25 protein-coding genes are annotated in these 25,327 nt (G+C 42.4%); 2 read left to right on the plus strand and 23 right to left on the minus strand.

The window, feature by feature from the left end:
* Positions 1 to 114 precede the first annotated feature (114 nt).
* The 17 genes from dltD to HMPREF1516_RS02545 all read right to left on the minus strand — a co-directional run bounded on the left by dltD (position 115) and on the right by HMPREF1516_RS02545 (position 15,123).
* A complete protein-coding gene (gene dltD, locus HMPREF1516_RS02465; RefSeq protein ID WP_033605722.1) occupies positions 115 to 1,287 on the minus strand; it encodes a D-alanyl-lipoteichoic acid biosynthesis protein DltD in 1,173 nt (390 codons plus the stop codon).
* 47 nt (positions 1,288 to 1,334) lie between these two features.
* Positions 1,335 to 2,489 (minus strand): D-alanyl-lipoteichoic acid biosynthesis protein DltB, encoded by a 1,155-nt coding sequence (gene dltB / locus HMPREF1516_RS02470; protein WP_033605723.1) that lies wholly within the window; start codon positions 2,487 to 2,489, stop codon positions 1,335 to 1,337.
* 158 nt (positions 2,490 to 2,647) lie between these two features.
* Positions 2,648 to 3,340 carry a methionine ABC transporter permease gene (locus HMPREF1516_RS02475; protein WP_000137507.1) on the minus strand — a complete coding sequence of 231 codons (693 nt, stop codon included), beginning with the start codon at positions 3,338 to 3,340 and terminating at the stop codon, positions 2,648 to 2,650.
* Between the two features lies 1 nt (position 3,341).
* Positions 3,342 to 4,403, minus strand: a complete 1,062-nt coding sequence (locus HMPREF1516_RS02480; RefSeq protein ID WP_033605724.1) for a methionine ABC transporter ATP-binding protein — start codon at positions 4,401 to 4,403, stop codon at positions 3,342 to 3,344.
* Positions 4,396 to 5,769 (minus strand): M20 family metallopeptidase, encoded by a 1,374-nt coding sequence (locus HMPREF1516_RS02485; RefSeq protein WP_000231829.1) that lies wholly within the window; start codon positions 5,767 to 5,769, stop codon positions 4,396 to 4,398. Before HMPREF1516_RS02485 ends, HMPREF1516_RS02480 begins: the two co-directional genes overlap by 8 nt.
* Positions 5,770 to 5,867: 98 nt before the next feature.
* On the minus strand, positions 5,868 to 6,722 hold the full coding sequence (locus HMPREF1516_RS02490; protein WP_000694517.1) for a MetQ/NlpA family ABC transporter substrate-binding protein: 855 nt from the start codon (positions 6,720 to 6,722) through the stop codon (positions 5,868 to 5,870).
* A gap of 153 nt (positions 6,723 to 6,875) precedes the next feature.
* Positions 6,876 to 7,706 (minus strand): amino acid ABC transporter substrate-binding protein, encoded by an 831-nt coding sequence (locus tag HMPREF1516_RS02495; RefSeq protein WP_000724973.1) that lies wholly within the window; start codon positions 7,704 to 7,706, stop codon positions 6,876 to 6,878.
* A 103-nt stretch (positions 7,707 to 7,809) separates the two neighbouring features.
* Entirely contained in the window at positions 7,810 to 8,133 is a 324-nt protein-coding gene (locus tag HMPREF1516_RS02500; RefSeq protein ID WP_033605725.1) for an AzlD domain-containing protein, read from the minus strand.
* A complete protein-coding gene (locus HMPREF1516_RS02505) occupies positions 8,123 to 8,818 on the minus strand; it encodes an AzlC family ABC transporter permease (RefSeq protein WP_081730819.1) in 696 nt (231 codons plus the stop codon). Before HMPREF1516_RS02505 ends, HMPREF1516_RS02500 begins: the two co-directional genes overlap by 11 nt.
* Before the next feature lie 158 nt (positions 8,819 to 8,976).
* Complete coding sequence (locus HMPREF1516_RS02510) at positions 8,977 to 10,203, minus strand: MFS transporter (RefSeq protein WP_033584774.1); 1,227 nt, start codon at positions 10,201 to 10,203, stop codon at positions 8,977 to 8,979.
* A gap of 70 nt (positions 10,204 to 10,273) precedes the next feature.
* Positions 10,274 to 10,939: a CPBP family intramembrane glutamic endopeptidase gene (locus tag HMPREF1516_RS02515; protein ID WP_033584772.1), complete on the minus strand. Its 666-nt coding sequence runs from the start codon at positions 10,937 to 10,939 to the stop codon at positions 10,274 to 10,276.
* Positions 10,940 to 11,005: 66 nt separating this feature from the next.
* Entirely contained in the window at positions 11,006 to 11,206 is a 201-nt protein-coding gene (locus HMPREF1516_RS02520) for a peptide pheromone VP1 (RefSeq protein ID WP_033605726.1), read from the minus strand.
* A gap of 283 nt (positions 11,207 to 11,489) precedes the next feature.
* A complete protein-coding gene (locus HMPREF1516_RS02525) occupies positions 11,490 to 12,353 on the minus strand; it encodes an XRE/MutR family transcriptional regulator (protein ID WP_033605727.1) in 864 nt (287 codons plus the stop codon).
* Between the two features lie 103 nt (positions 12,354 to 12,456).
* The gene (gene tsaD / locus HMPREF1516_RS02530) at positions 12,457 to 13,467 is read right to left on the minus strand and encodes a tRNA (adenosine(37)-N6)-threonylcarbamoyltransferase complex transferase subunit TsaD (RefSeq protein ID WP_033605728.1); all 1,011 of its coding nucleotides are present in this window, start codon (positions 13,465 to 13,467) and stop codon (positions 12,457 to 12,459) included.
* The gene (gene rimI / locus HMPREF1516_RS02535; protein WP_033605729.1) at positions 13,457 to 13,894 is read right to left on the minus strand and encodes a ribosomal protein S18-alanine N-acetyltransferase; all 438 of its coding nucleotides are present in this window, start codon (positions 13,892 to 13,894) and stop codon (positions 13,457 to 13,459) included. Before rimI ends, tsaD begins: the two co-directional genes overlap by 11 nt.
* Positions 13,891 to 14,574 carry a tRNA (adenosine(37)-N6)-threonylcarbamoyltransferase complex dimerization subunit type 1 TsaB gene (gene tsaB / locus HMPREF1516_RS02540; protein ID WP_033605730.1) on the minus strand — a complete coding sequence of 228 codons (684 nt, stop codon included), beginning with the start codon at positions 14,572 to 14,574 and terminating at the stop codon, positions 13,891 to 13,893. The genes rimI and tsaB overlap by 4 nt, the downstream gene beginning before the upstream one ends.
* A gap of 333 nt (positions 14,575 to 14,907) precedes the next feature.
* Positions 14,908 to 15,123 carry a hypothetical protein gene (locus tag HMPREF1516_RS02545; RefSeq protein ID WP_000492029.1) on the minus strand — a complete coding sequence of 72 codons (216 nt, stop codon included), beginning with the start codon at positions 15,121 to 15,123 and terminating at the stop codon, positions 14,908 to 14,910.
* A gap of 802 nt (positions 15,124 to 15,925) precedes the next feature.
* Between HMPREF1516_RS02545 and HMPREF1516_RS02550 the strand changes: the two genes are divergently transcribed.
* Both HMPREF1516_RS02550 and rnjA read left to right on the plus strand, forming a co-directional pair.
* Complete coding sequence (locus HMPREF1516_RS02550) at positions 15,926 to 16,159, plus strand: DNA-dependent RNA polymerase subunit epsilon (RefSeq protein WP_000639588.1); 234 nt, start codon at positions 15,926 to 15,928, stop codon at positions 16,157 to 16,159.
* Position 16,160: 1 nt separating this feature from the next.
* Positions 16,161 to 17,840, plus strand: coding sequence for a ribonuclease J1 (gene rnjA / locus HMPREF1516_RS02555; RefSeq protein WP_000331973.1), 1,680 nt, complete (start codon positions 16,161 to 16,163; stop codon positions 17,838 to 17,840).
* A 142-nt stretch (positions 17,841 to 17,982) separates the two neighbouring features.
* On the opposite strand, the gene mnmG is transcribed toward rnjA, so the two are convergent.
* The 6 genes from mnmG to HMPREF1516_RS02585 form a co-directional block, all read right to left on the minus strand.
* Entirely contained in the window at positions 17,983 to 19,896 is a 1,914-nt protein-coding gene (gene mnmG / locus HMPREF1516_RS02560) for a tRNA uridine-5-carboxymethylaminomethyl(34) synthesis enzyme MnmG (protein WP_033605731.1), read from the minus strand.
* Positions 19,897 to 19,904: 8 nt separating this feature from the next.
* Positions 19,905 to 20,360 carry an NUDIX hydrolase gene (locus HMPREF1516_RS02565; protein WP_000193652.1) on the minus strand — a complete coding sequence of 152 codons (456 nt, stop codon included), beginning with the start codon at positions 20,358 to 20,360 and terminating at the stop codon, positions 19,905 to 19,907.
* Positions 20,361 to 20,500: 140 nt separating this feature from the next.
* On the minus strand, positions 20,501 to 21,622 hold the full coding sequence (mnmA, locus tag HMPREF1516_RS02570; protein WP_001282955.1) for a tRNA 2-thiouridine(34) synthase MnmA: 1,122 nt from the start codon (positions 21,620 to 21,622) through the stop codon (positions 20,501 to 20,503).
* Between the two features lie 161 nt (positions 21,623 to 21,783).
* Positions 21,784 to 23,175, minus strand: a complete 1,392-nt coding sequence (gene argH / locus HMPREF1516_RS02575) for an argininosuccinate lyase (RefSeq protein ID WP_001125692.1) — start codon at positions 23,173 to 23,175, stop codon at positions 21,784 to 21,786.
* Positions 23,176 to 23,202: 27 nt separating this feature from the next.
* The gene (locus HMPREF1516_RS02580) at positions 23,203 to 24,399 is read right to left on the minus strand and encodes an argininosuccinate synthase (RefSeq protein WP_033605732.1); all 1,197 of its coding nucleotides are present in this window, start codon (positions 24,397 to 24,399) and stop codon (positions 23,203 to 23,205) included.
* Positions 24,400 to 24,414: 15 nt separating this feature from the next.
* The gene (locus HMPREF1516_RS02585) at positions 24,415 to 25,221 is read right to left on the minus strand and encodes an ABC transporter substrate-binding protein (RefSeq protein WP_033605733.1); all 807 of its coding nucleotides are present in this window, start codon (positions 25,219 to 25,221) and stop codon (positions 24,415 to 24,417) included.
* Positions 25,222 to 25,327 lie beyond the last annotated feature (106 nt).

Below are 25,327 nucleotides of genomic sequence, written 5' to 3' on the forward strand. Positions count from 1 at the left end.
AATTCACTATAGATAAATTCTTGAATATTCGAAAAATCGGTCACAAAACAGTAAATCACGATGCTCAAGATAACCGTATAGAAAAATAGCGTCCACAAGATTAAACGGTGTGTGTTAGTTAGCTTGGTTTGCAAATTTGTAAAGTTCTTTTTCAACTTCCATCCATCCTTTCACTCCAACGTGCATCACGTCAAATAAAAAGTAATCATCATACTCTCTGTTTCCATAGTTTAGTACCGTTGCACCATGGCTTTTTGCGACATCTTCTATTTTTTTATAAGTTTTTTCTCGCATTTCTCTTGAGACACCAGTGTAGTCGTTCCATTTCCCGTTTACTGGGAAAATAATAACCTCAACTTCAATGCCCAATTCTTTGGCAACTGTCAAGAAGAGTTCCATATCTGAATATTCTGGTGACTCCAGATAGCTCAAATCTTTATTGGAATCTTTCAGCGATGCATAGCGATCTTTTAAGTAAGTATTGTAGTAGTTATTATCAACAGCATAGTCATTATTGTCTGTTTTCTGTTTGACCTCTTCCACAAACTGATTCGTCATCTTCTGCCAATCATAGTCTGGGGTTTTGTCTCCTAGTGAAGGATAATCTGATTTAGCATGTTTTTGATAAAAAGTCTGTTTGAGCTTAAAGGAATACATCGCGTTCTCAAACTCTAATAGTTTTTTATCAACAATGGTTCCTTTTCCATCTATGAAATAACTTTTGTATTTTTTGTAGATGTCATTTTGTTGCTTGTTTCCCTTGGTAATCTCGATAATGCGATTGATTAGTTTTTCTTTCGTTTCTTTACTAATCTTGCCATTATCTAGCATGTGGAAAATATGTTCCTGAGAAGCCTTATTCAAAAAGGCATCTTGATGGGTCCCATCTTTTTCAAACCACTGAACAGACTCTACTATAGCTACTTTTCGCTTAGTCATCGATCCTTCAATAGAGCCCAAGGTCGTAGCCTGAATGATGTTTTGAGAATAACTGGTCCCAATCTGCATGATATTAAAATCGTTGTAGTTAAAAATTTTATTTGGATGATAGTCTTCATTTATCGTCGCAACCAACTCTGAAGAACCCATTAGAACCAGTGTATTGGGGGTGATATTGCTTGTTAGAATATCTCTACTTTTATACTTTTCATACGAGGTGCTGTAACGAATACTGTTATCCTTGACTTTATAATAATCATCAATCTTCTTGACATACGTCACATTTAAAAGGGCAAGCGTCGCAATTACGAGCACAAGCGATAGTAAAAATGCTTTTAATTTAATCATCTCGTTTTATCCTATCCCTTCGATCTATCCGATTTCTTTTCAATCTCTTATCTCTTTAAAATCGTCAGTAAGATTTTATAGGGTTCACCTGAAAAGATAAAGAAACCAACCATAACCAAATTCATAGTCACAAACCAACTTAATAGCTTATACCATTTTTTGTTTTTATTTTTCTTATAAAAATTGCTTTTCTTTTGATACACTTCAAATCCAGCCATCAAGACACCATGATAAAAACCATAGACAATGTAACTAACACTAAGACCGTGCCAAAAACCCATGACCAACATATTGACCATATAGGCATAGGTTGCATTGTGTAGTCTATTTTTAAACCATTTTTTCCTGATAACCTGCATCAATACTCTTGAAAATACAAAATCTCTCAACCAGATCGACAAGGTGATATGCCATCTAGTCCAGAAATCTTTGATATCGACACTCAAGAAAGGTTTGTTAAAGTTCATCGGTGTCTGAATACCTAGAATATTACTACTTCCAACGGCCATTAGACTATAGCCTGCAAAGTCAAAGAACAGATACAAGGTATAGAGGTACATATACTTGATTGAGTAAACGACTGCGCCCGTATTATTTAGAGCGAGTAACATCTGGTACACATAGGTTGATAAAACAATCTTGTAAAGAAGGCCTAGAACGATACGATACACACCGTCCCCTGCTAATTCTAGATACTCTTTTCGGGGCATGACCTCGTTTATCTCTTTTAAAAATCTCCTACTCCGATCAATTGGACCAGCACTAACTGTTGGGAAAAAGAGCAAAAACTGTAGATAATCTTTTACACTGATATTTTCTTTGATTAAGCCATCCGATATCTCTAGCATGATCTGAATGGTCTTAAAGGACATGTAAGAAATTCCAATAAAGGCCAACAAATGCAGAGAAGTCAGGGCAAAGACTTTATTGATTACCAAAGGAAGAATGGAAAGGAAAACCAGTGGTTTCAGCCGCTTTGCCTCTATCCTCTGTGCTAGAAAAACCAGAAAATATTGGTAAACGACAAAGGCGAGCAAATAGACCATCATCGCTCGACTCTTACCATAGATAGCTCCTGCAAATAAGAGGGAGAGCGCCAAAATATAGTAGTCCTTACGTTTTTCAAAAAAGTTTACCACAAAACCAATCAGTAAAACTACAAACAAGAGAAGGAAAAACTCATTCCCCTCGAAATAATTCATACCAGCCAAACTCCTTTACATTATCATCCCTCCTACAGCAAACTTTTTGATTTGCTAATTGAGGACCTTTATTTATTATAGCATATTTCTAAAAAGAAGCTTTATCCTTCTTGCATTTCGGTGAGAAAACAAAAAGGAGTCCCTTTGAACTCCTTCCATTATTTATGACTTAGTTTCTTGGTCAAGAAATCTCCCAAGAACTGGATCGTAAAGATAATCAAGATGATAATGATGGTTGCCAAGATGGTCACATCGTGATTGTAACGGTTAAATCCATAAGCAATGGCCACGTTACCGATACCACCAGCACCAACTGCTCCCGCCATGGCTGTTTCCCCAACAAGGGAAATCAAAGTCACAGTCGTCACACGAATCAAATCTGGCAAACCTTCTGATAGGTAAACACCCACGATATCCCAGAAGGTCGCTCCGCTCGCTTGAGCCGCCTCAATGACACCGCCATCCAGCTCAGCCAAGACAACCTGCACCTGACGGGCAAAGAAGGCAAAGACTGCAAAAGAAAGGGGGACAAGGGCTGCATTTGGCCCGATACTTGTTTTAACAATCAAGTGAGAGAGTGGCGACATGATTGCCAAGAGGATGATAAATGGTACCGCGCGGAAAATAGAGGTAATCTTGTCTAAAATCCAGAAGATAACCTTATTTTCCAAGACACCGCCTGGCGCTGTCAAGACGAGGAAAAGACCTGCTACCAACCCCAAGAACCCTCCGATGATGAAAGAAAGAACTGTCATATAAAGAGTTAGGTAGATGGCTGTTCCCCAGCCTGCCTGACCAGCCCAGCCCATCTTATAGACATTTGGTAGATAAGTTTGAATCAACTCTGTCATCTTACTGTCCTCCCTTCAATACTTTTAACTGCACACCAGCCTGACGGATGGCATCTTGAGCACCTACTAGCGCTGCTTTTTCCCCTGACAAGACCACAACCAATTCTCCAACGGGAGTGCCATCGAGAATTTCGATATTTCCATAGAGGATATTGGCCGTTACTTGGTAACGCTTGTACAATTCATTCAAAAGTGGCTCGTCTGTCGAAGCTCCTGCATACTTGAGCTGTACTAAGATACTGTTTTCAGACAGATTTTCCACGATTTCTTGCTTCTCAATCTTAACCATGGCTTCGTCAATACCTGTTGCAGTAGAGATGAAGTCTTGGGTCAAAGGTTGTTTAGGGTCTGAGAAGATTTCAAGGACACTGCCCTCTTCAATCAAATGCCCATCCTGCATGACTGCCACACGGTTGGCAATGTCTTTAACAATCTGCATTTCGTGTGTAATCAGGACAACGGTCAAGCCTAATTTTTGGTTCAAATCTTGCAACAAAGCCAAAATCTGCTTGGTTGTCTTAGGGTCAAGGGCAGACGTTGACTCATCTGAAATCAAAATTTTCGGATCATTTGCCAAGGCACGCGCAATGGCCACACGCTGTTTTTGCCCTCCTGATAGTTGTGAAGGGTAGTTTTCAGCACGATCCGCCAAGCCAACCAAGTCTAACAACTTAGCTACTTTAGCTTTCTTTTCTTCCTTGCTGAGTCCAGAGTGTTTAAGGGCAAAGGCCACATTTTCCTCTGCTGTCTTTTGACTCATCAGGTTGAAATGCTGGAAAATCATCCCAATGTCTTGACGCTTACGACGCAACTGCTCTGCTGTCAAGGTCACCTTGCCATCAAAAATGACGTCGTTATCAATGGTAATTTTCCCAGCAGATGGCTTTTGCAAGAGGTTAATCACCCGTACAAGGGTTGATTTCCCTGCTCCAGAATATCCAACGATTCCGTAGATATCCCCTTCTTGGATGTGAATGGTCACATCCTTGACCGCTGTGATGGTTCTCTTCTTTTGGTGAAAAGTCACATCAATCTGATCTAACTTGATAATATCTCTACTCATAGCTTCTAATCAGCTCCTCTACTAATTCAATATGGGTGTAGTAATCGGCGATTCGCACGTTTTCATCTCCACCATGGTCTCGGCTATTGGCATTTCCTAGACCGAAGGCCACCATTGGTACCTCTAGGGCATCAAAGACCGTATGCATGGGGCCTGTCCCCGCTGTTGTCGGCAAAACTGAAACGCCCTGTGGATAGAATTTCTTGGCCAACTCGATCACATTGAGAATAGCTGGCGCGCTCATATCGCTTCGATAGCTCATCTCTCCCAAGGTATAGTATAATTCTACCTTATCAAAGCCATTTTTGTCTAGCTGTTTCCGAATTTTTTCCAGAACATCATGCGGTTCTAGGCCAGGAACCAAACGAACCTCTAACTTAGCACTGGCTTCTGCTGGCAAAATCGTTTTAACCCCTTGCCCTTGATAACCTGACTGAATCCCTTCGATATTAAGGGCCGGCTCGAAAAAGAACCGTTTTAGAAAGGCTGCACGATCCTCTTGTAAGAGAGGCAATTCCAAACCATAAATGCGACTAATTTCCTCAGGATTGCGTTGGGCATAGGTATCTACCAAGGCTAGTTCTCGTTCATTTGGCCCTTGAACATCCTCGTACAAGCCTTCTACCAAGATACATCCATCAGCAGCTCGCAGACTACTTAGAGCCTGGATAAGATACCACGGCGCTGACTCCACGACACCACCATAACTCGAGTGGATATCCACATCCGCACTTTTTACCTTGGCATCAAAGGTTACAATTCCCTTGTTTCCGCCAGAGATTTCAAGCTGTTCCAAGGCGTTCTTGGTCCCTTGTTCCCAGACTAGCAAGTCCGCCCCACGGAGTTTGTCCGCATGTTTTTCCAGATACTTATCTAGGTCTGTTGAAGCCGATTCCTCCGCTCCTTCCATGATAAAACTGATATTGACAGGCAGGTCATCATGATGCTGCATATATTTTCTCAAAGCACTCAAACGAGCTGTGATATGACCCTTATCATCATCAACCCCACGCCCATACATGAAACCATTGCGGACCGAAAGCGTAAAGGAATCCTCTGTCCAGACCTGATCCCCATCCGCTGGCACGGTGTCATAGTGGTTATAGAAAATCAAGGTCTTGGCATCCGGACGCGAACTCTTGAAATGCGCCATGACAAAGGGAGCCGTATAAGTCTCATCAATCTCCACTTCAGCCCCTACACGCTTGAAAATCTCACCCAGATAGTTGGCAACTTCCTTGAGTCCAACCTGCTGGGCAAAGACTGATTTCTTAGAAATCAAGGTACGCAAAACCTCAAAATAATGCTGGGCTACATGATCCCTTTCAAATTTTTCAATCTGTTCTTGTTCGCTAGGAAAAACCATATTCTCTCTACCTTTCTATGAACCTATAGTCTTCTTTACAATTCATGCTCTATACAAAAGCAAGAGGTGGAAACTCTCTCCCACCTCCCTGTGTCTTATTACCAAACTGGTTGGTCCAAACCGTCTGATGTCTCTTCGATAACTTTTTTCACTTCATCAGTGTGGTAAGCTGCGATAATTTTCTTGATGGCATCAGCCTTAGGTGATGATTCCCAATCTTTTTTCGCAACGATGATGTTGTACCATTGTTTTGAGTTTTCATCAGCTTGCTCTTTGAAGAGTGCTTTCTTGTAGTCCAATTTTGCTTCTGTAACGAAGGTATTGTTTACAACAGCAGCATCAACTGATGACAATGAACGAGCTGTTTGGCTAGCGTCCAATTCAGTAATCTTCAAGTTCTTTGGATTTTCTGTGATGTTAGCAACTGTTGCAAGAGCAGTTCCAGAAACATCCAATTTGATCAAACCAGATGATTGAAGCAAGTAAAGCGCACGGCTTTCGTTTGTTGCATCGTTTGGTACAGCGATTTCACCCTTATCTGGGATTTCTTCCACTTTGGTGTACTTGTTTTCTTCACCATTTTTACCTGAGTAAAGACGGATTGGTGAGATGTACGTATCTGCAATCGCTGTAAGGTCTTTCCCGTTTTCTTTGTTCCAGTTGTTCAAGAAGTTGTAGTGTTGGAAAGCGTTCAAGTCTACTTCACCATCAGCAGTTGCCTTGTTTGGTTGTGAGTAATCTGTAAACTCTGTGAATTCCAATTTAATGCCGTCTTTTTCAACTAATTCTTGGACTTTGTCCCAACGTGCTTCTTCTGAGCCACTACGGTTAACAGTCGCAATTTTAACTGTAGTTGTATTGTCTGCTTTCTTGTCTGAATTTCCGCAAGCTGCAAGTGTAAGGCCTGCTACTGTAGCAATAGCTGCTACGCCTAACCATTTTTTAATTTTCATGATTCTTTCTCCTTTAAAAATAATACCGTAATAGTATCTCATACTTTATTTGATTTCGCAAATTGTTATTAGATAGGCAGACATATAGTTTGAAACTATAAGTCTAGAAGTTGCAAAATCATCCACCTACGAGAGAATGGATGATTTACAAACTTATTTAATATCAGCTTCTGCTGGGAGATAAGTGTCTCCGAAGAACTGTTTAGACAACTTTTCAAGAGTTCCGTCTTTGTAGAGTTCTTGGATACGTTTGTCTACAAATGTTTTCAACTCATCTTGACCTTTAGCAAGAAGTGGGTAAACGTAAGGTTGTTGGTCGCTTGGAAGTTCAATGACTTTCAAGTTGTCCAAACCTTGGTCCTTGATGACTGTTTCAACACCGATTTTATCAAAAATCTTGTAGTCAAACTGGCCATCGCTCAAGCGTCCCATGATTTGTTGGAAGTCCGCTTTAGTATACTTTAGGACAGTTGGATTATCTGAATGTTGTTTGTTGTAGTCTTCTAGCTGTTTAGCAGAAGTTGTCCCTTGAACAACTTCTGTTGATTTTCCACCGATATCATCAAGCGATTTGATGCTAGGGTCATCTTTTTTCACTACAAGAACGTTAGGGTTTTTAGCAGTTGGAGCTGCATAAAGGTATTTTTCAGCACGTTCTTTAGTGTAGCTGATGTTGCTAACAGCCATATTGTAACGGTCAGCATCAAGTCCTGCAAAGACTCCTGACCACTCTGTCTTCTCAAACTTGACATCATACTTGTCAGAGTCTTTAAAGATAGCGCGAACCACTTCAATTTCGTAACCAGTCAATTCGCCATTTTCTTCATAGTTGAATGGTTTTGGTGTAGCATTAGTTGCAACGATAATTTCTTTCTTGCTAGCTGCTTCTCCCTCTTTTTTCGCACCACCTGAGCAAGCTGCTAACACACCTACAGCCACAAGTCCTAGAGCAGCAAGAGATGAGTATTTAACGATTTTTTTCATGTCATTTCCTCCAAAATAGAATACTTTACTATCTTAACAGAAAATATTTTTTTTTGCCATTATATGATATCTATCTCGGTGATAGGTTTTTTTTATGGCTGATTTAAAAGACCAGACGCAAGACTGCAACCAAGACTACCCCAAAAAGAACCGTACCTACTAGATTGCGGTAGCGAAAGGCTACCCAAGCCGTTGGAAAGACTGCTAAAAAGTCCAGCCATTTGATTTGAGGGAGACTGCCAACTTTGCCAGTCACTACGCTTGAAAGGATCAAGGCAAAGATAATGGAAACAGGCAAAAACTTCAAAAACCGCTCGACGATAGCTGGCAAGCCCTTGTACTTAACCAAGATGAAGGGAATCATACGGGGAATCCAAGTCACTAGGCCTGAAAAGATAACGGCTAACAAAAGATATTTACTGACCATCTAAGACCACCCCCATGGTACAACCTAGCAAGGTCGCAAACAAAACAGCTAGCGACTGAGACACTACTGTCAAGAGCAAAAAGAAGGACACCGCAACAACGGCTAGGATTAGTAGCAGATTCCGTACAGGAACCCGTCTTTGCATAATCTGAAATTGTGAAGTAAAAATCCCGATAAACATCCCAACAAGGGCAAAGTCCAAGCCAAAGACTTCAGGATTTGGAAGAAGGCCACCTAAAGCCGTCCCCGCCACTGTCCCAATAAACCAGGCTACATAACTATTGAGATTGTTCCCGTGCATCCACATAGGATGGACTTTATCTGTATGGGCTAATTCTCCCATCAAAACGCCATAGGTCTCATCTGTCAGGAGACTAGACATGCCGATATTTTGCCAGAGACTAGTATGACGGAAATAGGTCGATGCATGCAAGCTCAGCAAAAAGAGTCGCAAGTTGATCAAAAAGACCGTCATAGCAATAGCTGCCACAGGCGCTTGTACCGCAATCAGTGCCAACATGGCAAACTGGGCACTCCCAGCATAAACAAAGAGGCTCATCAAACCCATCTCAACAGGTGTCACATAGGGCGCACCGATAATCCCACAAGCCAGACCGATACTAACATAGCCGAGGGCAGTCGGCATGGCCGCATGTACACCTTCCCAAAATCCTTTTTCTTTCATCCTTCTCCTCATATTTTCTCCAGTTGAGGCTGTTCATCATCACAGCCACAGCACGGACTATTATAACATATTCAAAGAAGAGAAAAAAGTCTGCTGATTTTGGCCGTCATAAAAAGACTGGCGATCCAGTCTCAAACACCTATTATACAAATTCTCCTCTAAATGCTCTCACGAATATTCAAGAGCATGACAAATGCGGTTAGGAGTAATAGCAATAGAATAAAGCTGACCGCTAGGACCCCAAAACTTGTAGCAATCGTTACGAAAACGATTGTGAATAGACTTGGTAAGACAACCGTAATAGCACCAATAGAGGATTGAACCGCTCCCATTGACTCCTCAGGTATTTGTTTAAAGACGAGTTCTTGCAATCTAGGAGAGAGTAACCCTGCGATGAAGGCATCCAAGGAGCTGAAAAGCAGAATCAAACCAAAATGAACTGTGGCAAATCCTACTAGAAGGAGTAACTGGATGACGACCGAAGCGTATAGAGCTGTTTTTATAGAAATCGTATTTTTCAGATAGCCACTTACAAGGCTTCCGACAATAAGTGCTAACAATTCTAGTGTTGATAACAAAGCGAGTGATTGACCAGTTTGTAAATCCAAAAACGGTTGGTTTCTTAAAAAAAGAGTTGAAATAGGAACAGTGACATTGATCACAGCTTGGCTGATAGAGACGATAAATAAAATGAAGATCACTCTATCCATATTCCAGATCAATTTTGATGATTGGAACAAATGCTGGCAAAACGATTTTATAGAAAGACCTTCTTGATAGCTAATTGTTTTTTCAACTTTCAAAAGATCATTTTTTATGAGAAGAATACCTACAAATGCTATCAGAAACGTCAGAGCGTTTAGCAAGGAAATGAACTGAATGGAAAGAATTCCTAGTAAAACCCCTCCTAGAATATTACTGATTGTCCGAACTAAACTAACTGTTGATTGTTTAAAGCCAATAGCTTCTGTCAGATGTTCTTTCCCAATGATTCTTATAAAAATAGGAGTAAGCATGGCTCCTGAAAAGTAACTCAATGTATCCGACAAAAGGTTCATTAAACAAATAAAGAATACAAGCCATAAGGAAAAGGGCTGCCCTGAAAGCGAAAGCGCCACTATAGAATAAAGTACAAATTTGACAAAACTAATAACCGTATACTTTAGAACACGATGGTGTTGAAAGTCAGCCAAAACTCCCATAAAAATTTGCAGAACTTGAGGAACAGTCTCTGAAATCGTAATGAGTAAAATTGCCAAGGGGGCAAACGAAGCATCTGCCACATAATTCAAAAAAGCAAGATAAAAAATTGTATCCCCAACCATTGAAATCCACTGGTTGATGGTTAGTTGCCTAAAATCTCTATTTTGAATAAATACTTTCATCGCAACTCCTTTTTGAGTTCAAATGGGAACTTTTCCCCAAGGATAGACCGATATTGCTGAGCACCCAAAATTACAGCAACGGTAAAATTTGACCAATGCCATTGTAGACTATGTGCAGTCCAATAGGCCAATAAATGGACTTTGTCACTCTAAATAAGACTGCAAATATGAGACCGCCACCCATATATACGAAAAAGTCTGTCAAGACCCAACCGTGGTTACTAATGTGCAAGATTCCAAACAAAGCAGCCGAACCGAGCACATCCAGTCCCCATTTCTTTCCTTTTTCCAGAGCTGTCATCACCAATCCACGATAAATCATCTCTTCAAAAATAGGACCTGCAATCACAGGATAGAAAAAATACATCAAAAATGCCGTTGCTCCCGTAAAAGTAGGAACATCCAGTTGATAAGCAATTTCATTTTTGGTAGGCGGAAAAATAAAAAATGTGACGAAGTTCCAAATAACAAAAGCTAGGAGAGATAGGAAGCAATAGAGAAGATAGGAACCTCTAAATTTTCGACTGTTGATTTTCTGCCATTTCCCTGACCGAATCATAACAATAATAGCAAGCAGAACCACAAGAAAATTCAACAGCATATCTGACAAATAATAGGCAAAGTCAGATAGACCAGCAGCAAGGTCGCTATGTAAAAGCAAACGAATGAAGAACTGGTCAGAAATGACAAGTAGAATAGCTATTAAAAAATAGTAGCGTGAGATTATCTTTTTCATTCTATTTTCTCCTATACTATGAAATAAAAACAGCCCCTACCCAAGATAAGGCAAGGGCTTTTAATATCAATAACGGCGACGATTAACAGTGGAAGAATCATGGTTAAAATATTTCTCCCAGAAATTAGTGATTGACCAAGGTGTTCCGAAACCTCCCCAGCCTCCACCGCCTGGGATAACAGCAGCATACACAAGATCTCCTCCGTAAACCGCCTCTAACTCCATTTCTGTTAGTTCCATTGTTTCTGCAAATTGTAAATTCAACATTATTTACTCTCCTTCAATTATTTTTCTTTGTAAACCACTCCTGCGACCTAGGATTTGCTTCAAATGATTTACAAGGATAGTATAACACGGAAATTAGCTCATTTTAGAAAATCGCATATTTGATATTTTTTCTCATGGAAATTTCACATTTGCGATTTTTGTAGATTTGATTATTTCACTGATATAATATAGTTGCTGTTATGTAGGAGGACATGAAATGAAGAAACAAATCATAGCATTATTGACAATCGTTGCTGATATTATTATCATTTCCCATCTTTAACTAATCGATCAGGTCTTTGTATTGCTGTAATCGTAGTTCAAAAAGGGCTGTTAATTGGGGATTCTCTAATATTTGTAGAGATTGGATAAAGTGTTCAATCTCTTTTTGATTGCTTCCTTTGGTTTGAAGGAAAATGCTCAATTTCTTTAAAAACTGCCACAATAATTTCTCAAAAACATCATATGGTCGGAGCATACTCTCCAACTCGGCTTCAAAGATTGGGATGTAAGAGAAAAGCTTACGCTCCATGAGCTCTGATATGATATTCAGATAGCCACTTTTCATATACAGTCTATTGTGTGCCAATTCTTTAAATTCCTTGGATTTTTCGAGTAAGGAGGTTGATAAGAAGATCAGATCTTGATTACTCAAGAAGGGCATGGTGTTACAAAATATATAGAGTTCAAACCAGGTCCAAGACTCGATAGCATAAAGGTAGGTGGTCAAAAACTCACGATCCTCCTCCTCTAGCGGATAGTTTTTATCCAAGGAATGGATAGCATTTTTAATCACGACGGCATTCAAACGACGATAGGTATGTGCCATCTGTTCTTGCTCGACTTCCTCTAATAGTTTCTCTAAGCCAGCCACATCTTGATGGGCAAAGCGATCGACAACCATTCTACCAAATTTCATATGTGGAGATTCTTGATAGTTGTTAAGCTTGTGTCCAAACTCGTCGAAAGTCACATTTATTCCTTGGATAGCTAGTATCAGTTTATCCGCAGACAGCATAGACTGTCCCAGTTCAAACTTGGATAGCTGGGATGCTGTCAGACCCTCACAAGCCACATCTGACTGCTTGAGTTTTCTCGCCAAACGTAATTCCTTGTAAAATTCTCCCAATTCCATTCTCTCAATCATCTGACCACCTCCTAATTTTTACATATTATATCATCATTTTTACATTTATGTCAAAATATTCTGACATTTTCCGGAGTTAAAAAGCCAGCCTCAAGCTGACTCTTTATTCTATGGTATCAAAGGCGAGACTCGGTTTGGCATTAAGGTCCAAGTCTGCAAAGTTTTCTTTATTCCACTCGCTGACGCTGGCATAGGCAATCATACCTGCATTGTCTCCGCAGAGGCGCAGAGGTGGGATGATGACCTTGACATCTGTGATTTCAGCTGCTAGGCGTTCTCTGAGCCCTTTATTAGCTGCCACGCCACCGGCCACAACTAGGGTTTTAACAGGATATTTTTCCAAAGCCTTCTTGGTTTTGGCCATAAGAATATCCATGACTGCTGCTTGGAAAGATGCTGACAGGTCTTCCTTGGACAAGCTCTCTCCCTTTTGCTCGGCATTGTGGTGAAGATTGATAAAGGCAGACTTCAAACCGGAGAATGAAAACTCTAGATTGTCCTCCTTAATCATGGCACGAGGGAAATCATAAAGATCCTGCCCCTGATGAGCTAGCTCATCAATCTCGCGACCTGCTGGATAGGTCAAGCCCATGACACGGCCGACCTTATCATAGGCCTCACCAACTGCATCATCCCGCGTTTCCCCAACAATCTTATAATCCCCAGCCTCAGAAACATAGACCAACTCCGTGTGCCCACCGCTGACCAAGAGGGCTAGCAAGGGAAACTCCAAAGGCTCTACGCTCTGAGCTGCCATGAGGTGGCCAGCCATGTGGTTAACGGGAATCAGCGGAAGTCCATGTGCCCAAGCAAAGGCCTTGGCAGCTGACAAACCAACTAGCAGTGCTCCAATCAAGCCTGGTCCGTAGGTAACCGCCACAGCTGTTACATCCTCTTCGGTAATCCCTGCTTCTGCTAGCGCCTCCTCGTTGCAGGCTGTGATAACTTCGACATGGTGGCGACTAGCCACTTCTGGCACTACGCCCCCAAAACGTTTGTGACTCTCAATTTGACTCGCAATGACATTGGACAAGAGCTCATCGTCGTTTTTCAAGACGGCGACACTGGTCTCATCACAGGATGTCTCAAATGCTAAAATATATCTATCCTTCATCTATTTCTCTCTTCATGATAATGGCGTCCTCGACTGGGTCATGGTAGTAGGTCTTTCGCTCAGCGATGACCGCCATCTTTTCTTTCTTGTAAAATGCTTGCGCTCGTTGGTTTGACTTTCTGACTTCGAGGAAAATCTCCTTGTCTGTCGGCAATGTTGCAAACAAGGCTGACGCAATTCCCTGAGCCTGATAGGCCCCTTTGACAGCGATTTGCAGGACTTCTGCCTCAAAGAGATTCTCCTGCACAGCTAGAAATCCAATCACTTCTGTTCCATCATAGGCTAGAGCGTACCAAGTTTGGTCTTGGGACAGGTCTGCTTGGATTTGTTCCAGTGTCCAAGGGCTGACTGGGTAAACAGCTGCCATGACAGCGTAGATGGCTTGAGCTAGGGCAGGTCGCTGTTGGATTCGTTTGATTTCTATCATAGGCGTTTAATGTAGGACTCGCCAGACTCGGTGTGGTTCTTGAGCCAATTTTCCTCGGCTTCAACACGTTTGAGGTAATTTGGTACAAAGTCGTGCAAGGAGTCTGCTTCCTTGTCCCATGCCCAAAGAGCTAGATTAGCTGCATTTGGCAAGGTTTCTTGATAGCTAGCTTGTGGCAGCTGTTCCTGGATCTGCTCCACAAAGGCTCCAACTTCTCCAACAAAGGTCACCTGTTCAACATCCTTGACTTTTTCTAGCACTTCCGCAAAGGACAGGTGTGCTTCTGGCATGACAGGTTTGGCATTTTCATAAAATCCTGCATAAACATTGTTGCGACGCGCATCCATCAAAGGAACAACCAAACCTTCCTGCTGGCTCGGTACCAGAGCTAAAAGGCTAGACATCCCCACTAACTCAATGTTCAGAGTATGTGCCAAGGTCTTGGCAGTTGCTACCGCGATTCGTAAGCCTGTGTAGCTACCTGGCCCTTCCGCCACCACGATTCGGTCCAAATCCTTGGGTGTCCAATCTAAACTTGCCATCAAAAAATCGATGGCAGGCATGAGGGTAATACTGTGATTCTTCTTAATATTAATCGTCGTCTCGGCAAGAACCTGCTTGTCCTCTAAAATAGCGAGAGAAAGAGCCTTGCTGGACGTATCAAAAGCTAATACTTTCATAACACATTCCTATCTTTTTGTCTGTTTACTATTATACTACAAAAGCCAGCACATGGGAATTTTCTTTGTTTTGAAACAAAAGGGCATGTCATTTAGACAAGCAATTCTACACAGAAAATTCAAAAAAGTTGTAGCTTTTTTGAATAGAAAAGTGAACAAGGAAATTGAAAGGTTCTTCGTAGGAAGTTTAGATAAGTCATATATGTTTCAACTCGATTTTCGACGTTAGAAATCATCGTCATAACAATAAAGATAGCATCTAAAAATAGAAAAAGTCCATCCCATCTATCAAGACGAGGTGGATTTTCTGTATATCTAGATGAATAATTGACTTTAGGCATTTAAACCAAAGTAGAAAACGAGCCAGACAACATAGGTGACCAGGAGGAGAAAAATTGAATAGAGCGTCACAAAAGCAAGCTTCCAAAGGAATTTTGTTTTGCGGTGTTCCAGATGCACAAACAGGGCATTTCCCCCATAGACACAAGCTACAAAGACTACAAACATCAAGAGGCGAACCCCTACTGCAAATTCAAACAAACTAAACATTCTTAATCCTCCTTTTGGTATTCCTATTTTTATATAAACTGTTGACAATGTTGGTCTATCAATGTTAAGATGTAATTTAACACTGGTAGGAAAATCAGGTTGAGTCGTTGACTCCTCGGGTTGCAGTGCTATCCCTGAAACTTTGGTTTCTAAAGAACTGAAATTGCGATTGAACAATTCGCCCCCAGTGTTAGATGGCTCTTGACTTCGGTCAAGGGCTTTTCTTTACCTTTTAGTAAGCAATCCACTCCATCTTGCTATTTCTACATCATTTTACTTATAGATTGACTTCTTAGCCTCATAGATGATAGAATTAAGTAAAGGCTGAGATCGAGTTTGATTTGGTGACAAGTCATTCAAAGGTTGCGATGCATTCGCTTCAGGTAGAGGTGCTGCCATCTGGACTGCTTCAGGAAAATCCCCGAGTTTTGTCTCAGCCTTTTTGGTTGCTCTTGAGATTTCTCAAGGGCTTTTTCTTTTTTCAAAGATATCATTTTTCCCAACCATCTACTCCAACGATTAATGAAACTAGAACTATGTTTTTCCTTAAATCTACTATCTCTTTAGATTTCCCCTTTAATTATAACACCTAAGTACTCTCCGACCAAATTCCACCTGTCTTTTTGCTCCTTTTTCCCCTCACGACTTTCTCATTTTCCGTCTTTTACTAATTTTTCATTTTGTGGTATAATTGAAATAATTGTAACGAATCAAGGTCAATCTAGACACAAAATGGAATGAAATCAAGCAAATCTCTGCTAAAAGTTTGGAATAAGTTGACCTATAAATAGAAAGGAACTATATGATTTACAAAGTTTTTTATCAAGAAACAAAAGAACGTAGCCCACGCCGTGAAACAACACGCTCACTTTACCTAGACATCGATGCCAGCTCAGAACTTGAGGGCCGTATCGCTGCTCGCCAACTTGTCGAAGAAAATCGCCCAGAGTACAACATCGAGTATATCGAACTCTTGTCTGACAAATTGCTAGATTACGAAAAAGAAACTGGCGTCTTCGAAATCACGGAGTTCTAATATGGCTTATACTCTTAAACCTGAAGAAGTCGGCGTTTTTGCCATCGGTGGTCTGGGAGAAATCGGAAAAAACACATATGGGATTGAATACCAAGACGAGATTATCATCGTCGATGCTGGGATTAAATTCCCAGAAGATGACTTGCTGGGTATCGACTATGTTATCCCCGACTACTCTTACATCGTAGACAATATTGACCGCGTCAAGGCTGTCTTGATCACACACGGACACGAGGACCACATTGGTGGAATTCCTTTCCTGCTCAAACAAGCAAATGTCCCTATCTACGCTGGACCGCTTGCCCTGGCTTTGATCCGTGGAAAACTCGAAGAACACGGTCTCTTGCGTAACGCCAAACTTTACGAAATCAACCATAACACTGAGTTAACCTTTAAAAATCTCAAGGCAACTTTCTTTAGAACAACCCACTCCATTCCAGAGCCTTTGGGGATTGTTATCCATACTCCTCAAGGAAAAATCGTCTGTACGGGTGACTTCAAGTTCGACTTCACTCCAGTTGGTGAACCTGCAGACTTGCACCGTATGGCTGCCCTTGGTGAAGAGGGTGTTCTCTGTCTCCTCTCTGACTCGACAAATGCAGAAGTGCCAACCTTTACCAACTCTGAAAAAGTCGTTGGCCAGTCCATCATGAAGATCATTCAAGGCATTGAAGGACGTATCATCTTTGCATCCTTTGCCTCAAATATCTTCCGTCTCCAGCAAGCAACAGATGCTGCTGTTAAGACTGGACGCAAGATTGCGGTCTTTGGTCGTTCTATGGAAAAGGCCATTGTCAACGGGATCGAGCTTGGCTACATCAAAGCTCCTAAGGGAACCTTTATCGAGCCAAATGAAATCAAAGACTACCCTGCTGGCGAGGTTCTTATCCTCTGTACAGGTAGTCAGGGTGAGCCGATGGCAGCCCTCTCTCGTATCGCTAACGGAACCCACCGTCAGGTGCAACTCCAACCCGGCGATACTGTTATCTTCTCTTCTAGCCCAATCCCTGGAAATACCACTAGCGTCAACAAATTGATTAACACTATTTCTGAAGCTGGTGTCGAAGTTATCCACGGTAAAGTGAACAATATCCATACATCTGGACACGGTGGTCAGCAAGAGCAAAAACTCATGCTCCGCTTGATTAAGCCAAAATACTTCATGCCTGTCCACGGTGAATACCGCATGCAAAAAGTCCATGCTGGACTAGCGGTGGATACGGGTGTCGAGAAGGACAATATCTTTATCATGAGTAATGGTGATGTGCTTGCTCTTACTGCTAACTCAGCTCGTATCGCAGGCCATTTCAATGCCCAAGACATCTATGTCGATGGAAATCGTATCGGTGAAATCGGCGCTGCTGTCCTCAAAGACCGTCGTGATCTATCTGAAGACGGTGTCGTTCTAGCAGTCGCAACTGTTGACTTCAAATCGCAGATGATTCTGTCTGGCCCAGACATCCTCAGCCGAGGCTTTGTCTACATGAGAGAGTCTGGTGACTTGATTCGCCAAAGCCAGCGCATCCTCTTCAATGCTATTCGTATCGCACTAAAAAATAAGGATGCTAGCGTACAATCTGTCAATGGTGCCATTGTCAACGCCATTCGCCCCTTCCTCTATGAAAATACAGAACGTGAACCGATCATCATCCCGATGATCCTCACACCAGATGAAGAATAATACTCTTCGAAAATCAAATTCAAACCACGTCAGCTTCGCCTTGCCGTACTCAAGTACAGCCTTCGGCTAACTTCCTAGTTTGCTCTTTGATTTTCATTGAGTACAAGTCAACAAAACAGCTCCGTCTTCGGAGCTGTTTTTTCTATGCTTTCTTTTCTTGATTTTTAGAAATACTACGATTTTTACCGTCCAGATACACCATCAAAATAGAAATATCTGCTGGGTTTACTCCCGAAATACGGCTGGCTTGGCCGATAGTTTCTGGATTGATAAGTTTGAACTTCTGACGAGCTTCTGTCGCGATAGAATCAATATCATCCCAGTCAATATTGGCTGGAATTCGTTTTTCTTCCATGCGTTTCATCTTGGCAACCTGGTCCATAGCTTTGGAAATATAGCCTTCGTACTTGATCTCTGTTTCAATCAATTCGATAATCTTGTCATCCAAGTCCTCGGCAGCAGGTCCGATGAAGGCCACCACATCTTGGTAAGAAACTTCTGGACGGCGAAGGAATTCCTTGGCTGTAACCGCATCTGTCAACGGCTTGAAGCCCATCTCCTCAACCTTGGCATTGGTTGCCTTGACTGGCTTGAGTTTGATGCTGTCGAGACGCTTCATCTCATTGTCAAATTGATTTTTCTTGATTTCAAAACGAGCCCAGCGTTCATCATCCACAAGGCCAATCTCACGCCCCATCTCTGTCAAACGCATATCCGCATTGTCATGACGGAGGATGAGACGGTATTCAGCACGACTGGTCAAGAGACGATAGGGTTCAATGGTTCCCTTGGTCACCAAGTCGTCAATCATCACCCCGATATAACCATCACTGCGCTTCAAAATCAACTCAGGCTTGCCTTGGATTTTCAGAGCCGCATTGATACCCGCGATAATCCCTTGACCAGCAGCTTCTTCGTAACCTGACGTTCCATTTGTCTGACCAGCTGTGAAGAGGCCTGAGATTTTCTTGGTTTCCAGAGTCGCACGCAACTGGTGAGGTAAGACCATGTCGTACTCAATGGCATAACCTGTTCGCATCATCTCAGCATTTTCCAACCCTTTGATGGAATGAACCAGCTCGCGCTGTACATCCTCAGGCAGACTGGTTGAAAGACCTTGGACATAGACTTCCTCTGTATTACGCCCTTCTGGCTCTAGAAAGAGTTGGTGGCGTTCCTTGTCCGCAAAGCGCACAATCTTGTCCTCAATTGATGGACAGTAACGAGGTCCCACTCCCTTAACCACACCTGTAAACATAGGCGCACGGTGGAGATTATTTTGGATAATCTCATGACTGGTACCATTGGTGTAGGTCAACCAACATGGGACTTGGTCTTTGACATAATTCTCATCACGTGAAGTATATGAGAAGTGATTTGGCGCTTCGTCCCCTGGCTGAATCTCTGTCACGTCGTAATTGATAGAAGAAGCCTTGACACGTGGAGGAGTTCCTGTCTTGAAACGACCGATTTCGAGGCCCAATTCCTTGAGATTATCAGCTAGGTTAATCGAAGCTAGGCTGTGGTTAGGGCCAGACGAGTACTTGAGGTCTCCAATGATGATTTCTCCGCGGAGTGCAGTCCCTGTCGTCACGATAACAGCCTTGGCAGCATACTCTTGATGAGTGGCTGTACGCACACCGACAACCTTGCCATCTTCCACCAAAATCTCATCAATCATGGTTTGACGAAGGGTCAGATTCTCTTGATTTTCAACTGTCTTGCGCATCTCCTTAGAGTAAAGTTCCTTGTCAGCCTGCGCACGAAGGGCACGGACAGCTGGCCCCTTCCCTGTGTTGAGCATCTTCATCTGTATGTAAGTCTTGTCAATATTCTTGGCCATTTCACCACCAAGGGCATCGACTTCACGCACGACAATCCCCTTGGCAGAACCACCGATCGAAGGGTTACAAGGCATGAAAGCCAGCATTTCGATGTTGATGGTCGCAAGCAAAACCTTACAGCCCATACGGCTGGCTGCTAGAGATGCTTCTACCCCAGCGTGCCCCGCACCGATTACAATAATATCGTATTCTTCTATAAAATTATAAGTCATTTTCTCTCCTATTCCTCAAGATGAATGTGTTTTAGTTGGCCGTCCCATTCTGGTAGGGCTGTTTTTAAAAAGGCTGGAACTAGCTGGATATTCTGGAGCTGATCCAAGTCAATCCACTCACAGGGCTGCCTTTTCTCATCTTCCTGCATGGTCAATGGTGCATCCTCAAGCAAGTCTACCAGATAATGAAACTCGATGTTGTGATAGGAAACACCGTCTTGTTCAAAACGATTTTCAACTACGAAAGCTAGCTGCCCTGCTTGAGATTTGATACCCAGTTCTTCCCTCACTTCACGGCCTACCGCGTCTTCCGTGCTTTCATTGACTTGAATCGCACCGCCGATAGTGTAATACTTGCCCTTATCTTTGGTAACTAGGAGCTTGCGATTTTGAAGAATCAAGGCTGTCGCCCGAACACCAAAGACTGTATTTCCCACTTTTGTCCGAAAGTCTTGTTGAGTCATTTTTGTCCTTTCCCTTAAACGACACAAAAACAGTCAAAACTCCAAAGAAGTGCAGGACAAAAAAGCCTGCAACATCCATGAGCTTTGACCATCATTTCTATTGCTTTTATTATTGTAGCAAATTGAGAAAATTTGTCAATCTAAATGTACTGACAAACTTGTCCATCGCGGTAGGCATTGTCAATCAAACCACCACCTAGACACTCTTCACCATCGTAAAAGACAACTGCCTGTCCTGGTGTGATCGCGCGTTGCGGTTCCGCAAAGATAACTTCTGCCTTATCTCCTTTAACATGTACTGTCACCTTAGAGTCAGGCTGACGGTAGCGGAATTTAGCTGTACATTCGAGCGTAAATTCCTCTGGCATGTTACGAGTAAAGTGGACTTGACTGGCCTCTAGGCTTGTTGACATGAGCGAGTCATGGTAGAATCCTTGTCCGACATAGAGGATATTCTTGCTTAGGTCTTTTCCGACAACGAACCACGGTGCATTGTCACCGCCGTGTTGGCCTCCAATACCGAGTCCGCCACGCTGACCGATTGTATAATACATCAGACCTGCATGCTCGCCCATATCGCGACCATCCACAGTCATCATGCGACCAGGCTGAGCTGGCAGATAGTTGCTGAGAAAGTTTTTAAAGTTCTTTTCTCCGATAAAGCAAATCCCTGTCGAGTCTTTCTTCTTAGCAGTCGCAAGTCCTGCTTCTTCAGCTAGTCTGCGAACTTCAGGCTTTTCCAAATGTCCCAAGGGGAACATGGTTTTTTGGAGTTGTTTTTGCGAAAGTTGACTGAGGAAATAGGTCTGGTCCTTCCCATTGTCCACGCCACGAAGCATGTGAACTGTCCCGTCCTCATCACGCGCCACTCGGGCATAGTGCCCAGTCGCTACATAGTCTGCACCCAAGGTCATGGCATAGTCCAAAAAGGCCTTGAACTTGATTTCCTTGTTGCACATCACATCTGGATTTGGCGTGCGTCCTGCACGGTATTCCGCTAGAAAATACTCAAAGACGCGGTCCCAGTACTCTTTTTCAAAATTGACAGAGTAGTAAGGAATGCCGATCTGGTCTGCCACTGCAGCCACATCCTTGTAATCTTCGGTCGCCGTACAGACGCCGTTTTCATCTGTGTCGTCCCAGTTCTTCATGAAGATACCGATCACATCGTAGCCCTGCTCCTTGAGCAAGAGAGCCGTCACCGACGAATCAACACCACCACTCATCCCCACGACAACACGTGTTTTAGAGTTATCACTCATGGTAAGTCTCCCATCTATTCGTTTATTCACGATTGAAGGTCGTGTGTGCTTTAACGATTGAAGGTCGCTTGAGCAGTATTCATTATAACACGCTTGGTTGGAGAAGACAAGAAAGAGGCTGATAAATCATCTCAACCTCTCTTTCTTACTTTGCAAACGAATCAATTTTCCCCTTCAAGTTCTTTCTTCGCTTGTTCTATCTGGTATTTCACTTGCTCAAAGCCGGTTCCTCCTAAGGAATTCCGTCTCTGAACAGCAGTCTCCGGACGCAAGTAGATATAAATATCCTCTTCAATCAAGGGATGGTAGGCTTGCAACTCCTCCAAATCCCAATCTTGGATATTTTTACCATGTTTGATAGAGTCTAGAACCAATTTCCCTACTATTTCATGCGCTTCTCTAAAGGGGAGGCCTTTTTCTGCCAAATAATCTGCCAGTTCGGTCGCATTCGAAAAATCATTCTCTGTGGACTGCTGCATTTTGGCCTGATTAACCTGCATGCTCGATAGCATACCTGCCAGCACATCCAGAGAATTTAAAATCGTTTCTACTGTATCAAACATGCCTTCCTTGTCTTCTTGCAAATCCTTATTATAGGCCAGAGGCAAAGACTTCATGACGGTCAATAGTCCGAGTAAGTGCCCGTAAACCCGTCCTGTCTTCCCTCGAATTAATTCAGCCATATCAGGATTTTTCTTCTGGGGCATGATAGACGAACCCGTTGAAAAGCTATCAGACAAGCTAATGTACTGATACTCAAAACTGCACCAATTGATGATTTCCTCACAAAAACGACTCATATGCATCATCAAAATGCTGGCATTTGACAGGAATTCCAAGATAAAATCACGGTCACTCACTGCGTCCAAGGAATTGGTATAGGGTTGTTGGAAGCCCAATAAATCACTCGATAATTGACGATCGATTGGAAAAGTTGTCCCCGCCAAGGCAGCCGCACCCAGGGGAGATAGGTCCGTATGTTTTAGGTTGAATGCAAATCGTTCGCTATCCCTTTGGAACATATTGTAATAAGCCATGAGATGGTGGGCAAAACTAATCGGTTGGGCGTGTTGCAAATGGGTATAGCCTGGCATGATGGTTTCCACATGTTTTTCAGCCAAACCCAGCAAAACACTGTTCAGATTCGCCAACTTATCCAAGACATGCCCAAGTTGCTCCTTTAGATATAAGTGCATATCCGTTGCGACTTGGTCATTCCGAGAACGAGCCGTGTGCAATTTCCCAGCCAGAGGACCGATTTTCTCTGTCAGCAACACTTCCATATTCATATGAATATCTTCATTTGCAATATCAAAATGAAGCTCTCCTGCCTCTAAATCTCGCAACAAAGCTTTCAGACCATCTTGGATCTGATCTACCTCTTCCAAGCTCAAAATGCCAGTCTGTCCTAGCATTTGAACATGAGCTAGGGAACCCATCAAATCAAATTTTGCCAGCTGGTTGTCAAAGGAAATACTCGCACCGAACTGCTCTACCCAATCTTCCACAGTGCCTTCAAATCGACCACCCCATAATTTTGTATTTTTCGGCATATCCTGTCGTCCCTTTCTATCGCGTCACTACTCAACATTTTTCTGAACTTCTGAATAAACCTTAGTCGGAAGCCCCCAAAGCTTGATAAATCCAACAGCCGCATCTTGGTCAAAGGTATCCGCACTAGTATAAGTCGCCAAATTTTCATCGTAAAGAGAATTTGGAGATTTCCGCGCCACTACCCGGGCGTTCCCCTTATAGAGTTTAACTTTTGCAGTTCCATTGACAACTTTCTGTGTCTCCTTGATATAGGCAATCAAAGCCTGAGTTGCTGGGTTAAACCACAAGGCATTATAGATGAGATTGGACAACTCATTTTCGATAATGGGTTTGAAATGAGCCACTTCTCTCACAAGAGTCAAGTCTTCAATCTCCTTATGAGCTGCCAATAAAGTCACAGCACCTGGGCACTCATAAATCTCTCTTGACTTAATACCAACTAGGCGATTTTCCACATGGTCAATCCGTCCGACACCATGTTTGCCTGCAATTTCATTGAGCTTTTGAATCAAATCTGCCACTTTCATCTTCTTACCATTAAGGGAGATGGGCACCCCGCAGCTAAACTCAATGTCAATAAATTCTGGACTGTCTGGCGCCTCTTCTGGAGAAGATGTGATTCCAAATGCTTCTTCTGGCGCTTGGTTCCAAGGGTTTTCCAAGACACCACATTCATTTGCACGTCCCCAAAGATTTTGATCGACAGAGTAAGGATTGTCAAGGTCAGCGGGAACTGGGACGCCGTTTTCTTTGGCATATTGGATTTCTTCTTCACGAGACCATTTCCACTCACGAACAGGTGCAACTACCTTTAAATTGGGATCCAAAGCTGCAATAGAGACTTCAAACCGAACTTGGTCGTTTCCCTTACCTGTACAACCATGGGCAATTGTGGTTGCCCCCGTCTGATGAGCTATTTCAACGAGTTTTTTTGAAATAAGAGGGCGACTCAGAGCAGATACCAAGGGATACTTCTGTTCATAGTAGGCATGAGCCTGAAGGGCCACTAAAACATAGTCATTAGCGAATTCTTCCTTAACATCAATGACATAAGACTCAACAGCCCCAACCTTGAGAGCTTTATCGTGGATGAACTCCAAATCTTTTCCTTCACCCACATCCATACAAACAGCAATCACATCATAGTCTTTTTTTAACCATGTAATCGCAACTGATGTATCCAATCCACCTGAATAGGCTAAAATAACTTTTTCCTTACTCATTTCTCTTCCTTCTTTCTATTTTTCGATAGAGGCTTTAAAAGCATCGTCAATCAATTTGTCCAATTCCCCAGAATCCTTCAGCTTCTGGATGGTTTTGTCAACCGCATCTTTTAATTCTTTACTGTCTTTTTTCATCGCAACAGCGTAGGAATCTTCTTTGTCATTGTCAACATCAAACTCAGCGATGGCTAGGTCTGGATTATTCTCTACATATCCTTTCGCCACTGGCTCCTCAAAGATAACCGCGTCCAGTTGCCCTGATTTCAAGTCTGTTATCAAATTTCCATTTTTAGGAAGTGAAACGAGAGAAGAATTCTGCAAGGTTTCTTTGACCAAAGTTTCCTGGATAGAACCTTTCTGCGCTCCAACCTTTTTCTGAGCCAAATCCTTGACTGATTGGTAATTCGTTAATTCAGATTTTCTTACGATAACCTTATTTTTCGAAGTGTAGTAGGGAATTGAAAAATCGTAGACTTGACTTCTCTCCTCCGTTTTAGAAACACCTGATATGGCAAGATCGGCCTTACCTGAATCAAGACTAGCCAGTACATTGTCAAAACTCATTGGAGAGAACTCCACTTCTACACCCAGTTCCTTTGCGATGGCTTTGGCTAGTTCAACATCTGAACCTACAATCTGATTTTTCCCATCAACTAATTTCTGATATTCAAATGGAGCAAACTCTGGATTTAGGGCCACCACCAATTTTCCTTTAGCCTTAATGGCTTCAACACCTTGGGATTGAGTGTTACTACAAGCAAATAATAAGGGAAACATAAGCAAACCAAACATCGTCATCAACACCTTCTTCACTTTATTCATAGAAGAGCCTCCTTTTGTTTTTATACTTTATCATTGTATAAATAATACCCTTCCCATTCTCGTTTGTCAAGAGAAAACTGTATTTTATTTCATTCAATACAAGCAA

Origin of the sequence: Streptococcus sp. CM6, from assembly GCF_000526095.1 — a bacterium.
In the GTDB taxonomy this organism is placed as follows: domain Bacteria; phylum Bacillota; class Bacilli; order Lactobacillales; family Streptococcaceae; genus Streptococcus; species Streptococcus oralis_BW.